Source organism: Limosilactobacillus reuteri (assembly GCF_034259105.1).
GTDB lineage: Bacteria > Bacillota > Bacilli > Lactobacillales > Lactobacillaceae > Limosilactobacillus > Limosilactobacillus reuteri_G.
Genome location: NZ_CP139478.1, coordinates 1,130,427 through 1,145,320, shown reverse-complemented (window position 1 = coordinate 1,145,320; position 14,894 = coordinate 1,130,427). Strand labels below are relative to the sequence as shown.

Here is a 14,894-nt window from a genome sequence, read left to right as displayed (position 1 = left end):
AGTGGCTAACTTATTCTTGAAATTTAGGATATTTGCTGTAGTTAGGAATTCCTCAGATTTAACAAAATATATTATTATTTTAGGTTTATCCTCTTTAATAGGAAATTTAACTCTTTGGCCTCATATGAGGAAGATTTTGACTAATAGATTGAAGTTCAAAATAAATATATTAAAGCATCTTTATCCAACTTTTGCTCTTTTTTTACCTCAAATTGCAACAACAATATATCTTCAAATTAATAGGACCATGCTTGGAGTATTTTCAGGTGAAACATCATCTGGATACTACCAATATTCAGATAATTTAATACATATGGTGATTGGAATTATAACTGCAACAGGTACTGTAATGTTACCGCATGTTGCAAATGCTTATTCAAGCGGTAATATGAAAAAAGTAAATAATTTATTATATACTTCTTTTAATTTTGTTACTGCGATTTCAATGCCTATGATGTTCGGTTTAGCTTCTATAGCTAAACTTCTAGTGCCTATTTACTATGGACCAGGATATTTTCCAGTTATAAATGCAATGATGATTGAGTCAATAATCATTGTAATGATTGGTTGGAGTAACGCTATTGGGACACAGTATTTATTGCCTATTAATAAAGTTAAAGAATTCAATATTTCAGTTTTTTTAGGTGCAATTATAAACATAGTACTAAATATACCATTAATTAATTTATGGGGATTAAATGGGGCCATTTTATCTACTGTTATTTCGAAAACTAGTGTTACTTTTTATCAAATAATAGTTGTAAAAAAATTATTAAATTATAAGAAACTATTTTCTGGGACAATTAAATATACGGTTTCTGGAATCATAATATTTATTTGGGGTGTATTCTTAAATAACGAGTTAAAACTAAATGCAATTTTTGTATTAATTATTGACATTGTATCTGCAACAATCATATACATTATTTTGTTAATAGTTTTAAGAACTCCAATAATTAAGCTGGCATTTAATATTATAAAAAATAAGGAGAGATCATGAGGTATCGTTTTATATGTGCGCCTGTTTCAGGAAATGGTGGAACAGAAACTGTAGTGGTTGCTGTAGTTAATCACTTAGCAGAATTAAATAAAAATGTTGATCTATTTTTGACTTTGGAGCCTGAAAATAGATCATGGTTAACAAAAATAAATTCTAACGTAAACATTGTTCATTTTACAGGTCATACAAAGATTGAAAAATTGTTTTATTTAAATAGAATTTTTTATTCAACTTCAAATGATGATAGGTTAATTATATTAGGCGCGAATATAATTAAGTTAGCTTATTTTTACAGAAAGATTTTGAAAAAAAAGTGGAAAATATATTCATGGATACATTATTCATTATATAATCAAAATTTATTTAATCCTAAGAATATATTATATGCTGATATTCATCTAGCAATTAGTACTTCAATAAAGAAACAATTAATTGAATTGGGAGAGCCTGAAAAAAAGATAAGATTGATTTTTAATCCTATTTCAAAATATAAAGGAGAGAAGAATATTCCTGATAATACTTCAGTGTTAAGAGTAGTGTATGTTGGAAAGATTATGCTTACCGGTCAGAAAAATTTAATTGAACTTTTTAATGCTGTGAAAAATTATAAAGGGAAAATACATATTGATCTTTTTGGAGCGGATACTACAAATGGAGAAATTTTCAACTTCTTAAAAAATGAAGATCTGATTAAGTTTTGTACTTTTCATAAATGGACTGATGATCCTTGGAAAGAAATTATAACTAAAGTTCATCCAAATTGTTTAGTATTGTCCTCTAAATATGAAGGACTACCTATGGTAATGCTAGAAGCATTATCTCGGGGAATTCCTTGTATAGTTGCAGATTTTTATGGCAGTAGTGATATTATTAATAGTCAAAATGGAGTTATTTACAAAAGTAGGAATATTAATGACTTTGTAAATAAATTAGAATATGTAAATAGTAAATACTATAATTCTGAAAGTATAACTCGAAGTATTAATAAATTTTATGAAAAAGAATATTTTGAGCGTTTGGATAAAATTTTAGGAATATAGCTGTAGATATCTATAAGGATAATTAAGTATAAGAGGTTATTGATTAAGTATGAAATATGATTATTTAGTAGTAGGTACAGGCCTTTTTGGTGCAACCTTTGCCTATGAAGCTGCTAAACGTGGTAAGCGTGTAAAACTAATTGAAAAACGAGATCACATTGCTGGTAATATCTACACTAAGAAAATAGATGGTATTCAAGTTCATCAATATGGAGCTCATATTTTCCATACGTCTAATAAGGAAGTGTGGGATTATGTAAACCAGTTTGCAGAATTCAATCGATATACAAATAGTCCAGTAGCTAACTACAAAGGACAAATGTATAACCTGCCATTTAATATGAATACTTTTAGTCAAATGTGGGGTGTGCGGACACCAGCAGAAGCAATGGCAAAGATCAATGAGCAACGCCAAGAGATGGCTGGTAAAGAACCACAGAATTTGGAAGAGCAAGCCATTTCCTTAATCGGTCGCGATATCTATGAAAAGCTCATCAAAGGTTATACTGAAAAACAGTGGGGACAAAAGGCAAATGAATTGCCAGCCTTTATCATTCGGCGTCTGCCAGTGCGATTAGTTTACGATAACAACTACTTTAACGACACCTATCAAGGAATTCCGGTTGGTGGTTACACCCAGATTGTTGAAAAAATGTTAGATAGTGATTTGATTGATGTTGAAACTGGAGTAGACTTCTTTGATAAGAAGGATGAATACCTTAAAGATTATCCAAAGATTGTCTTTACCGGAATGATTGACCAATTCTTTGATTATCAGTTAGGCGAATTACAATATCGTAGTTTGCGCTTTGAAACTGAAGAAAAGAACGTTGGTAACTACCAAGGTAACGCTGTAATTAATTATACTGATGCCGAAACACCATATACCCGGATTATTGAACATAAACACTTTGAATTCGGTAAAGGTGATAAGGATAAGACAGTGATCACCCGTGAATACCCAGCTGATTGGCATCGCGGTGATGAACCATATTACCCAATTAATAATCAACGTAATAACGACCTTTACAAGCAATACGCAAAGTTAGCAAGTGAAAAAGCTAATAATGTGATCTTTGGTGGTCGTTTAGGTCAATATCGTTACTATAATATGGATCAAGTATTACATGCAGCATTGACAGCTGTTAACAAGGAGTTTGATTAGAGAGTCATGAATGATGATTCTATTGAGAATTATTGTTAGGGAGGTTCAAAAATTTGAATATACTCTTCGTTAGTACAGTCGATTTAGATAAAAACGGAATTTCAACATTTATTATAAGTCATGCAATGTCTCTAGCAAAAAAAAACGAAGTTTCAATTGTGGCACCTAATAAGGTTCAATACATTATTAAGAGAAATTTAAGTAAGCATAATATATTGCTTTATGAATTTCCTAATAGAAAGAAGCATCCACTGAAATATTTTTTTAATTTAATTAGTATTATAAAAAATCATCATCCTAAATTTCAAGAATAAGTTAGCCACTGGACTCAAATAAATAATACTGACCAATTGATTATTGGTTGATGGAGCTGTGATATCTCTTGGTAGAAGGCCTTACGATAGATATCCATTGACGAATGTCCATTAAACATAGCTCGTGGATAGTGATTCATCCAATCATTAGTCGCTATGATCTGAGCACTACTATAGTTATTTATAGCTTCACCTTTGGTAATCTCCTTGCGGAGAAACCGGTTATTGATCTCATTGGATCCACGTTCCCAAGGGGAATACGGATCAGCATAGAAAACATGATCGTGAACTTGTGTTAACTCACTAAATTCTGAACCGTTGTCAGAGGTTATTGTCTTAAAGATGCGATAGTAAGCATCTGTGCCCATTTTCTGGCGTAAATTTATAAAGAACTGATTTACTGCATGCGCAGTTTTACCAGCAATTTTACTCGTGATATTAACTCGTGAAAGGCGATCAGTCATTACTAGTACAACACTGTCATTACCGTTTTTCTGTCCCTGAACTGTATCTAGTTCCCAATGGCCAATTTCGGACCGTTGGTCCGCAGTTTGAGGTCGTTGAGCAATATTAGGCCCTAAGCACCTTTTAGCTTGCGGATGAGTTCGATGATGCTTACGTTTAGGTTTTTCAAAGAGGTCTAAATTGGACGTACGAAGCACACCCTCATTAATCCATTGATATAAAGTTACAACCGACTTTGGGATCAGGGTGCCATCATTCATTAAATCTCGAGCCTTATAAATAACCGCTTGTGGGGAGTAATGGTGGTCGTCAAACTCACCAAGCATTAGCTGATCAGCTAATCGTAAAAATTGCTTTGAAGAATAATATAAGCGACGACGACCAGAATGGCGGTGATGTTCAAGATATGTGGCCTGACCAGCTTCATAACTATAGATGTAGTAAGAATATTCGTAAATCTTACCATTAGATTTTTGACGACGAAGTTGGCGGACCGTACCACGGTTGAGCTCGTTATTAATTGTTTGATGATTAACTCCTAATTGGCGACCAATTGCGCGATTGGAAAGTCCTTGCGACTTTAAAGTCGCAATCATCACACGTTCTTCTTTAGTAAGATGAGCATTCTTTTTATGAGTAGTCAATAAACTAGTAGACATGGTATCATTTAAGTGCGTCATTTGACGGACATCCTTTCATATAGGTTTGGTTCACTTAATATGATACCTGATGTCACGCCGAATGGCGTTTTTTATTTACCACCAACTGGGTGGCTAACTTCATTCTATAATCCACCAAAAAATCATCATTATGATGTACTTCATGTAAATGGAAATAGTAGCACAATGGCTTTAGAATTGATTGCTGGGAAAATCGCAGGTTGTAAAAATAGAATTGTACACAGTCATAATACGACAACAGAACACCCCATTATAAATAAAATACTATACCCTATTTTTAATTTTGGGCTTACTGAGAGAATGGCTTGTAGTGATGAAGCTGGAAAATGGTTATTTAAAGATAAAAAATTTATTATAATTCAGAATGGTGTGGACTTAAGACTTTATAAACCGGATATTCGTAAACGAAATAAAATTAGAAATCAGTTTAATTTAAATGATAATGATATAGTATTAGGAAATATAGGAGTTTTTAATTATCCTGAAATGTCAATTTAAATTTTTATGTTGAATTACTGAAGTTAAATTAATAAAAAAATTAATTTTTTAACGAAAGGAGAATTCTTTTGAAAAATCCACACGGTATAACTATTCAGAAAAAAGCTGGAACTAGATATGTACCAATCATAAATTTATTGAAGGGATTTTCAATATTTACGATTGTTTTAATGCATTTGGTTCAAATGACACCTAAGATGCCTCATATAATTTCATCATTAGCTAGTATCGGTGGAACAGGAGTACATATCTTTTTCTTATGTTCTGGTATTGGTTTATATATGAGTCATTTAAATAAACCACTAACATTTATCGGATTTATTAAAAAAAGGTTTCTTAAAATCTATATTCCTTATGCAATTATAGTGTTAATTTCAGCGTGTCTTCCATGGATGTATACGGGAAAAGATAGAATTTTGGCTGTTTTTAGTCACCTCTTCTTATTTAAAATGTTTTTTTCTCAGTACGAAAATAGTTTTGGCATACAATTCTGGTTTATCTCTACGATTATTCAACTTTATTTTTTTATTTATCCCAATAACTTAGGTGGATTATAGAATGAAGTTAGCCACCCAGTTGGTGGTAAATAAAAAACGCCATTCGGCGTGACATCAGGTATCATATTAAGTGAACCAAACCTATATGAAAGGATGTCCGTCAAATGACGCACTTAAATGATACCATGTCTACTAGTTTATTGACTACTCATAAAAAGAATGCTCATCTTACTAAAGAAGAACGTGTGATGATTGCGACTTTAAAGTCGCAAGGACTTTCCAATCGCGCAATTGGTCGCCAATTAGGAGTTAATCATCAAACAATTAATAACGAGCTCAACCGTGGTACGGTCCGCCAACTTCGTCGTCAAAAATCTAATGGTAAGATTTACGAATATTCTTACTACATCTATAGTTATGAAGCTGGTCAGGCCACATATCTTGAACATCACCGCCATTCTGGTCGTCGTCGCTTATATTATTCTTCAAAGCAATTTTTACGATTAGCTGATCAGCTAATGCTTGGTGAGTTTGACGACCACCATTACTCCCCACAAGCGGTTATTTATAAGGCTCGAGATTTAATGAATGATGGCACCCTGATCCCAAAGTCGGTTGTAACTTTATATCAATGGATTAATGAGGGTGTGCTTCGTACGTCCAATTTAGACCTCTTTGAAAAACCTAAACGTAAGCATCATCGAACTCATCCGCAAGCTAAAAGGTGCTTAGGGCCTAATATTGCTCAACGACCTCAAACTGCGGACCAACGGTCCGAAATTGGCCATTGGGAACTAGATACAGTTCAGGGACAGAAAAACGGTAATGACAGTGTTGTACTAGTAATGACTGATCGCCTTTCACGAGTTAATATCACGAGTAAAATTGCTGGTAAAACTGCGCATGCAGTAAATCAGTTCTTTATAAATTTACGCCAGAAAATGGGCACAGATGCTTACTATCACATCTTTAAGACAATAACCTCTGACAACGGTTCAGAATTTAGTGAGTTAACACAAGTTCACGATCATGTTTTCTATGCTGATCCGTATTCCCCTTGGGAACGTGGATCCAATGAGATCAATAACCGGTTTCTCCGCAAGGAGATTACCAAAGGTGAAGCTATAAATAACTATAGTAGTGCTCAGATCATAGCGACTAATGATTGGATGAATCACTATCCACGAGCTATGTTTAATGGACATTCGTCAATGGATATCTATCGTAAGGCCTTCTACCAAGAGATATCACAGCTCCATCAACCAATAATCAATTGGTCAGTATTATTTATTTGAGTCCAGTGGCTAACTTATTCTTGAAATTTAGGGAAAGAGCAATTATCATCCCTTGAGCAAACAAAAGAAAATGCTCAACAAGTTTTAACTAACGCTCATGACGAATATTATGAACTATTGAAGCAACCAGTTAATATTTCATACACGGCATCTTCTGGTGGGGGATTGAATGTTTACGAAAGATCAATGCTTGATTATATTGCTTATGACAACCAAGAAAATCTAATTTCTAAGAATCAAGCGTATGAAAATTTTCTTGCGAATAACTATCAAGGAAACATTGATTTCTTGAAAAAGATTATTGCAGAAAACGAGAAAACCATTAATTATCTGAAAATGGGTAGACCATTCGAAGATAATATCAAGAATCTTGAACAAGCAAAAGTAACAATAAAAGAAGAACTAGAGGAATTGTATAAGGTTGCAGCAGCGCAAAGAGAGGGAAAATATTATAAGCCTAAAGATGATATCGGCTGGATAAGTACCGATTCATATGGATTATCGTATTCTTATAGTTCCGCTAATTATAATGAATGGGATGATGTTGACAAAATTGATCATACAAATAAATTAATTGAAAATCACGAGGAAGCCCTAAACAAGGTTCAACAAAGATTAGTCGAATTACATAATAAAATGCAGTCGGCTGTAGAAAAGGCAGAAAAAACATCTATTGCTGCCCAAAAATTGCTTCAAAAGTTAGAGCAGATTTCCCAACCGCTTATTACTGCTACTCAACAAATTAAAGATGCCGAAAGTGCCATGTCACAAGCTAAACAAAATCTTGCGCTTCAAGAAGAACTACTTACTCAGGCCAAAGATAAGCGCAATATGATGCAATCCCAAGCAATCAATGCGCAAACCAAGCTATTGCAAGCCTTACTCAATAAGACAAATTCACAAGAAAAGTTAGCGTCAGCAAAAGAAAAACTTTCTATACAAACTGATGCCTTAAAGTATAGCTCGCTAATCAACCTTGAACCACTAACAGTTGAGCCAGGAGTAACTCCTGCTCCTAAAGTTACGACGGCGATTGCGGTTGAAAATGATGATCATCAGAATAAAGCTGTTATTACTTTACCCGGCGATGAGCAAGAAAATAAGCTGCCTCAGGGAACAAAGGTAGTGTGGAAAGATGATGCTAAAGTTGCAGCCGACCTTCAACGTCCCGGAAAGCATACTGAAGATGTCTTAATTGTTTTTCCTGATGGATCGGTGATTTTAACTAACGAGCAGGTTACTGTCATCGCAACAGAAAAACAGGCAGACGCTAATAAAGAGATTTCGCCTGTACAAGAAACGGTTGATCCTGCCCAAGAAAATAATATGCGTGCGAATGATCTTTCTGCCCAGGTAGTGGAAGTTAATAATGATAATCTAGTGCCAGAAATATTGGTGACTCCGCAAACCAAGCAAAATACCGTCCAACCAAACGTAGTAATAAAAGGTCAAGCAGCTCGGAATAACAGTGCTCGGCCTTCATTAGCTAAGTCTTATAAGGCCAAGACAACGAATAATGTTTTGCCACGAACCGGGGATGAATCTTCACTTCCGATTATTGCCCTCGGCGCTGTTATTGGGCTAGTAGGAATTGGTGCAACACTTAAACGGTACGAATAAATTTGTTTTTCGTCATGCTAGTCTATATAATCAATGAAAATACAATATTTGAAAGGATCGACACATGAGTAACTGGCGTAATCTATTTGCACAACGAATTTATGAACGGGGTAGGGATTACTACTATCGCGATAAAGTTAAAAACTTAATAATCGATGAAGACGATAATTTTTCTGCAATCGTTAAGGGAAATCGGGCTTATAAAGTAACTGGTAGATACCATAATGGAAAGTTTTCTCAACTTCATTGTGATTGTCCCTATGCGCAGGATAACCATCGTTGTAAACATATGGCCGCGGCTTTAGAGGCGATTGATGATGATTCGGCAAATATTGAACCGCAAAAATCATTAGGGGAGGTTTTTCAATCAGCTTTTCCGCCAAACCGTTTACCAGTTGATCCGCAAAGTTTTCTAAGTAAAGAAGTCTTTCCGCTACGGCTGATTGAACATGTCTTTACTAATCTTGACGATGTTCAAATCATTTCTGAGATCCTAATTAAAGCTGCAGATGCTTATTTCACAATTCCTGGAGCTAAGTGGAATTATTCAGTGGCTGGGCGTTTTAAACAATATTACTTTTCAGTGCTAGTTGCTTTTAATCGAGAAATGATTGTGGACGTCCAGGTAGACTTTATAAAGACAAGAGAAGGACAACAGATTGCTGAAATGGTTGCCCTTTATTACTTGTTAAAGTACCTTGATCAACATAATATTGAAGAGAATACTAATGAAGCGGCCCGGCAAATGCTAGCTAATTTTCTTGATCGCGATCCTGATAGTCAGGCGATCATTACTGCTAATATCGGTGAATACTACGATGGTGGTCAATACCTTTACTTCCGGGCAGGTGTACCAGACCATATGTATAAGTTTCCAAACTTGACAACCTTAACAAATGGGATTGCCCGTGGTGAGCGGCTTCATTTAGGAAAGTTCTTTGATCAGCAAATTATCCCCGAAAACCTTGATAAAGATAGTAAACAATGGTTAGACTTGATCATCAAGCTATCCTCGACCGCTGATTTAACGCGCGATGGGTATTATGAAGCATCCGTAAAAAATGAGCTGCCCCTGGCTAGCGTGATTATGGATGAAGTTGACCAAATATTAAAGACCGGTAATACGCTTTATAATCGGTGGAAAGTGCCTATTAAGCGGGAAGAACGTGCATTAAAAGCAGCAGTTTCAATTAAAGCAAATGGTGCTGATGACGATCCAAGTCGTTACCTTGATGTTAGTGTTGACCTTCCGGCTGACCTTATTCGTGGACAGGCAGCCTATTACCACCTTGATGACCATACCTGGACTGCTTTTACAGGAATAGCCCCTGATAAGTTAGACCCTGTTTTTCCAGTAACCAGTGATCTTGTTTTTGGTGTTGATACTATGGCTGAGTTTTACCGCTATGTGTTACCCAAGATTCAGTCGATGTTTTCAGTCGAGATGCCCCAAGATCGCGATTTATCAAAGTTTTTACCTCCATTACCAACAGTAGTTTTCTTATTGGATTATCATGACGAACAAATTTATTGTGACTTGGCAACTGAAATTGATGGAAAAACACAAAAAATTAAGAAAATTGATGACCTTCCGCAATTTTTGATGCAAAGAGTTGAACAGGTACTAGCTAAATATTTCACCAAGTTTAATCAAACCGGGACTAGAGCAGTTCTGTTAGTTGATGAGGCAACAAATTTGCTAGCAACTGGCGTCAATGAATTGCAAGAAATAGGAATTACTAAGGCTACTCCTGCATTTAATGGGTTATACAAACAGCCGTTTACTAAGGTAAGTGTCGGTATCTCCGTTGATTCTGGCCTTTTAAAGCTTGATTTTGGTGATGATCAACTAACCGCTAAAGAAATCAAGCAAATTCTAAGAGATTTCCGGCCGCATAAACAGTACTATCAATTGGGCAAGAAAACCTTGAAGATGGATGAACCTTCGCTAACTGAATTAGTTGAGACATTGCGCAAAATGGGAATCTCATCACGTGATTTTACTGCGGAAGAACTTAAATTGCCGGTGTATCGTGCTCTTTATCTTGATGATCTTTTATCCCACCAAGAAGCATTGAATTATCGTACTACTTCAGAATTGCACCAGCTAGTTACTGATGTTAAAACTCCGCAGAAAGATTTTAAGGTGCCGGCAAATCTTCATGCAACATTGCGTCCCTACCAATATGATGGTGTCCAGTGGCTAATAACCTTAATGAAGTATCATTTTGGTGGACTGCTGGCGGATGAGATGGGACTAGGCAAGACCCTGCAGATTATTACTGTTCTATTAAGTGAACAGGGAAACGGACAGAATTTAATTGTTGCCCCAGCGGCAGTTATCTATAATTGGCAAGATGAGATTAACAAGTTTGCCTCAGACCTTAAAGTAACTGTTCTTGATGGTAGTAAAGCTGAACGACGGAAACAGTTTGCGCAAAGTACAGAAAGGGATATCATTATTACTTCCTACGATGCCGCTAAACGAGATATTGATTTTTATGAAGGGCATGTCTTTAATATTGAAGTTATTGATGAGGCCCAATACATTAAAAATCCCCAAACTGCTGCCGCTAAAACAGTCAAAGCGATCAATGCTAAGCAGCGTTTTGCTTTAACCGGAACCCCAATTGAGAACCGGTTAAGCGAACTTTGGAGTATTTTTGACTACTTGATGCCTGGCTTTCTCGGTTCTTATCAGCAGTTCCGCAAACAGTATGAAGGACCGATTATTAAAAATCAGGATGAGCAAGCTCAGGACGACTTAAAACGTTTGGTACAACCATTCATGCTCCGTCGTGTGAAGAAAGATGTCCTTAATGATTTACCGATGAAAAATGAACAGGTATTTTTAACGCCCATGGTTGGTAAACAAGAAAGTTTATATCAGGCACGGGCTCAAAGATTGATAAGACAGATTCAAAAACAGAATGATGAAGAGTTTCAGCAGAATAAATTAGCAGTCTTGGCAGAAATTACTCGTCTTCGTGAACTATGTTGCAGTCCTCAATTGTTAGATAGGGGGTACAGTGGTCCTTCGGGAAAAATTAAGGCAACTATGAATTTAATTAAAGATGAAATGGCAGATAATCATAAAATTTTACTCTTCTCGCAGTTCACATCGGCATTAGCAATCTTAAAAGAAAAACTTGCTAATGCAGGAATTAAGTACTTTGTGATTGAAGGAAAGACAAAGAAAGCAGATCGTTTACAATTTGTTGATGAATTTAATTCCTATGATCAGCCAGCTGTCTTTTTAATTTCTCTGAAAGCAGGAGGAACGGGGTTAAATCTTACGAGTGCTGATGTTGTCATTCATTTTGACCCGTGGTGGAATATTGCGGCTGAAAATCAGGCGACTGACCGTGCTCATCGTATTGGTCAAAAGAATAACGTAACGATTTACAAAATGATTGCACAAAACACAATTGAAGAGAAGATCATTGAAATGCAACAGAAGAAAGCAGCTCTTGCCAATTCTATTCTTTCAGGAAACGAGCTAGCAAATGCCGTCATCAACAAGGAGACCCTTCTCAACATTCTCAAATAATATGGATTTTGTGAAGCTTTGTCCTAAGTCCCTATAAAATCCCGCTATAACTTGCTATACTTAAAATATTAATATGTGAAAAAAGGGATGAGAAGAATGGTAATGGTTGATTTGCATTGTCACCTTCTGCCGGGGATTGATGATGGTTCAAAAAGTATGGAGATTTCATTGCGACTTGCAAAAGAAGCAACAGAAAACGGGGTTACCCATGCACTTTTGACTCCTCACCATATGAACGGGCACTATGTAAACCATAAACAAGACGTTTTAGCGCGAACAAAAGACTTTCAAGAAGAACTAGAGAAAAATAATATTCCACTAACTGTCTTTCCTGGACAAGAAGTGCGAATTAATGGTCAGCTAATTGAAGCCCTTGATAATGATGATATTTTATTCGCTGATGAGAGTGGGAAGTATATGATGCTGGAATTTCCAGACAATGATGTACCTCATTACACTAACCAGATGATTTTTAACCTTCAACAACGGGGGATTACGCCAGTGATTGTTCACCCTGAACGGAATACTAAGATCATGGCTGAACCGGACTTGCTTTATCAAATGCTGAAAAAAGGATGCCTGTCACAAATCACCGCTAGTTCCTATGTTGGTACATTTGGAAAAAAAGTCGAAAAATTCAGTAAAAACCTGATTGCGACTGGTCAAGGATATATCTTTGCTTCTGATGCTCATGACCTTCCGGGACGAAAATATGAAATGCGACAAGCCTTTGAAAAGTTATCGCGTGAATTTGGCGCTGACGTTGCTCAAGAATACCAAGATAACGCGCGAGCTATCATTAACGGGGATGAAATTAGTCGTCATCAGATTAAAAAGATTCAGCAACGTAAGAAATTGTTTGGATTATTTTAAAAAGCTAAGATTAGTTCAGAGACTGTGACATAAATCAAGTTACTTTTATAAAAGACAAATAGCGCAGTACAACAATGGTCTCCAACGCCCGGTTTAAACCGAACATTGGAGGCCTATTGTTGCTTGCGGGGACTCAAAAGAGGAATAAATTAATGGCATTATATTTTATAGACGTTTTTTCAGGAAGTGCCGACTGGATCGTGACTGACCCTCATGCACAAGGCACGATTGTTAAAGTATCACAAGGGACTGGCTATCTAAATCCAAAGTACCAATATTCGTTGGCAAAGAATGCTGGTCGGCTTTTAGGACTCTACCATTATGCTGGTGGTGGCAACCCGATCGCGGAAGCAAATTATTTCTTATCGCATATTCAAGATAAGCTCGGCCAGGCAATTTTAGCCGTTGATTGGGAACAATATCAAAATGCTGCCTGGGGTGATACGACTTGGGTACGGCAATTTGTTGATGAAATTCACCGCCAAACGGGGATATGGCCATTGATCTATGTTCAAGAATCAGCAATTTGGCAAGTCGCAAATTGTGTCAGTGATTGTGGCCTTTGGGTAGCCAAGTATGCTTCGATGGATTGGCATTCGTGGACAGATTCCTTGGGCGATGAGTGGCACCGTGAAAAGGGACGTTTTATCACGGATCGCGTTCTTGATTTACGCTGGGGTGTACTGCCGACATCTTCTGTAAAATGTAAGATTTTAAGTGAATTTAACGATTTTTTGCGTATATATAATATTAGAGACACTATTTTCAGGAGGAACCTATGCGTTTTTTACATACAGCTGATTGGCATATTGGCAAGACCTTAAACGATTTTAGCTTGCTTGATGATCAGCTAGCAACCTTTAAGCAGATTGAAGCAATTGCCAAAGACCACCAAGTTGATGCGATAGTGATTGCCGGAGATTTATATGATCGATCCGTACCCAATGAAGCAGCGGTTAAGCTCTTAAACCAGCTGTTGCAAGACTTAAATTTGACAGATCATTTTCCTTTACTAGCAATCAGTGGGAACCATGATTCAGCAGCCCGTTTAAGTACTGGGACTGATTGGTTTGCTTACCAATCCTTTTTCTTAAATACTAATATTAATGATGCTTTTACCTCAGTCACAATCAAAGATACCCAATTTTTCTTGTTACCATTCTTTGGGATTCAAAAAGTTCGCAATTACTTTAATGATGACAAGATTAAAAATGTCAATGATGCGATGGCGCGGATTACAACTGAGATGGAAAAGCATTTTGATCCTGATAAAAGGCATGTCCTCATCGCCCATTTCTTTGCGGCTGGAAGTAAGCGAACGGCTGATTCTGAAACTTTGATTGAGGTTGGCGGATTGAGTGCGGTCACGACAGATGTTTTAGCTCCCTTTGATTACGTTGCTCTTGGTCACCTTCATAATCGCAATGCTTTAAATGATGAAAAAGTTAAGTACAGTGGCTCTCCAATGAAATTTTCAGTATCGGAAGCCAAGCAAGAAAAGGGAGTTTGGATTGTTGATACAGCACCTTTTAAGGCCGAGTGGGTTCCATTATCACCAGTTCATGATATTCACCTTTTGAAAGGGAGTTTTGCTGAACTGGCTACAAAACCTGAAGAAGCATTACGGGAAGATTTTTATGACATTGAATTGACCGACCAAGAACGAATCCCCGATGTGCTAAACAAGTTACGCGAATACTATCCCAAGATTGTCAGCCTTCATCGGACACATCAGGCCAAGCAGGTTCAACTCAACCTTAGTAAGAAACGTGCTCAGGAATCGCCCCTTGATTTGCTTGCGGATTTTTATTCCCAAACGATGGGAAATGATTTAACTGACCGCCAAAAGAAGTGGGCAGAAAAGGCCTTGACTCAAATTATGAAAGGGGAGGAATAG

At 36.5% G+C, this 14,894-nt stretch carries 12 protein-coding genes; 11 read left to right on the top strand and 1 reads right to left on the bottom strand.

All coding sequences use genetic code 11. The annotated features are described in order from the left end of the window. Position 1 precedes the first annotated feature (1 nt). From SH603_RS06500 to glf, 3 genes are read left to right on the top strand one after another with little or no spacing between them, the layout of a single operon-like run. Positions 2-1,000, top strand: coding sequence for a polysaccharide biosynthesis C-terminal domain-containing protein (locus SH603_RS06500; protein WP_321533688.1), 999 nt, complete (start codon positions 2-4; stop codon positions 998-1,000). Beyond that, on the top strand, positions 997-2,040 hold the full coding sequence (locus SH603_RS06495) for a glycosyltransferase (protein WP_169473652.1): 1,044 nt from the start codon (positions 997-999) through the stop codon (positions 2,038-2,040). The genes SH603_RS06500 and SH603_RS06495 overlap by 4 nt, the downstream gene beginning before the upstream one ends. A gap of 49 nt (positions 2,041-2,089) precedes the next feature. Next, the gene (gene glf, locus SH603_RS06490) at positions 2,090-3,205 is read left to right on the top strand and encodes a UDP-galactopyranose mutase (RefSeq protein ID WP_169473654.1); all 1,116 of its coding nucleotides are present in this window, start codon (positions 2,090-2,092) and stop codon (positions 3,203-3,205) included. A 328-nt stretch (positions 3,206-3,533) separates the two neighbouring features. On the opposite strand, the gene SH603_RS06485 is transcribed toward glf, so the two are convergent. Further along, on the bottom strand, positions 3,534-4,664 hold the full coding sequence (locus SH603_RS06485) for an IS30 family transposase (protein ID WP_013923736.1): 1,131 nt from the start codon (positions 4,662-4,664) through the stop codon (positions 3,534-3,536). Positions 4,665-4,703: 39 nt separating this feature from the next. On the opposite strand from SH603_RS06485, the gene SH603_RS06480 reads away from it, so the two are divergent. The 8 genes from SH603_RS06480 to SH603_RS06445 all read left to right on the top strand — a co-directional run bounded on the left by SH603_RS06480 (position 4,704) and on the right by SH603_RS06445 (position 14,894). Then, positions 4,704-5,162: a hypothetical protein gene (locus SH603_RS06480; RefSeq protein ID WP_321533687.1), complete on the top strand. Its 459-nt coding sequence runs from the start codon at positions 4,704-4,706 to the stop codon at positions 5,160-5,162. Between the two features lie 68 nt (positions 5,163-5,230). Continuing rightward, entirely contained in the window at positions 5,231-5,719 is a 489-nt protein-coding gene (locus tag SH603_RS06475) for an acyltransferase family protein (protein WP_321533686.1), read from the top strand. A gap of 104 nt (positions 5,720-5,823) precedes the next feature. Next, positions 5,824-6,954 (top strand): IS30 family transposase, encoded by a 1,131-nt coding sequence (locus SH603_RS06470; RefSeq protein ID WP_321533685.1) that lies wholly within the window; start codon positions 5,824-5,826, stop codon positions 6,952-6,954. Positions 6,955-7,071: 117 nt separating this feature from the next. Next, a complete protein-coding gene (locus SH603_RS06465) occupies positions 7,072-8,574 on the top strand; it encodes an LPXTG cell wall anchor domain-containing protein (RefSeq protein WP_321533684.1) in 1,503 nt (500 codons plus the stop codon). Positions 8,575-8,638: 64 nt separating this feature from the next. Then, positions 8,639-12,124: a DEAD/DEAH box helicase gene (locus SH603_RS06460; protein ID WP_321533683.1), complete on the top strand. Its 3,486-nt coding sequence runs from the start codon at positions 8,639-8,641 to the stop codon at positions 12,122-12,124. 96 nt (positions 12,125-12,220) lie between these two features. Next, positions 12,221-12,997: a tyrosine-protein phosphatase gene (locus tag SH603_RS06455; protein WP_321533682.1), complete on the top strand. Its 777-nt coding sequence runs from the start codon at positions 12,221-12,223 to the stop codon at positions 12,995-12,997. A 152-nt stretch (positions 12,998-13,149) separates the two neighbouring features. Further along, a complete protein-coding gene (locus SH603_RS06450) occupies positions 13,150-13,821 on the top strand; it encodes a GH25 family lysozyme (protein WP_321533681.1) in 672 nt (223 codons plus the stop codon). Further along, a complete protein-coding gene (locus tag SH603_RS06445) occupies positions 13,776-14,894 on the top strand; it encodes an exonuclease SbcCD subunit D (RefSeq protein WP_169472819.1) in 1,119 nt (372 codons plus the stop codon). The genes SH603_RS06450 and SH603_RS06445 overlap by 46 nt, the downstream gene beginning before the upstream one ends.

Bases quoted from the DNA above. Each gene is read 5' to 3' on its own strand.
- SH603_RS06495 (WP_169473652.1), top strand. From the start codon at position 997: ATGAGGTATCGTTTTATATGTGCGCCTGTTTCAGGAAATGGTGGAACA.
- glf (WP_169473654.1), top strand. From the start codon at position 2,090: ATGAAATATGATTATTTAGTAGTAGGTACAGGCCTTTTTGGTGCAACC.
- SH603_RS06485 (WP_013923736.1), bottom strand. From the start codon at position 4,664: ATGACGCACTTAAATGATACCATGTCTACTAGTTTATTGACTACTCAT.
- SH603_RS06480 (WP_321533687.1), top strand. From the start codon at position 4,704: ATGATACCTGATGTCACGCCGAATGGCGTTTTTTATTTACCACCAACT.
- SH603_RS06470 (WP_321533685.1), top strand. From the start codon at position 5,824: ATGACGCACTTAAATGATACCATGTCTACTAGTTTATTGACTACTCAT.
- SH603_RS06460 (WP_321533683.1), top strand. From the start codon at position 8,639: ATGAGTAACTGGCGTAATCTATTTGCACAACGAATTTATGAACGGGGT.
- SH603_RS06455 (WP_321533682.1), top strand. From the start codon at position 12,221: ATGGTAATGGTTGATTTGCATTGTCACCTTCTGCCGGGGATTGATGAT.
- SH603_RS06450 (WP_321533681.1), top strand. From the start codon at position 13,150: ATGGCATTATATTTTATAGACGTTTTTTCAGGAAGTGCCGACTGGATC.
- SH603_RS06445 (WP_169472819.1), top strand. From the start codon at position 13,776: ATGCGTTTTTTACATACAGCTGATTGGCATATTGGCAAGACCTTAAAC.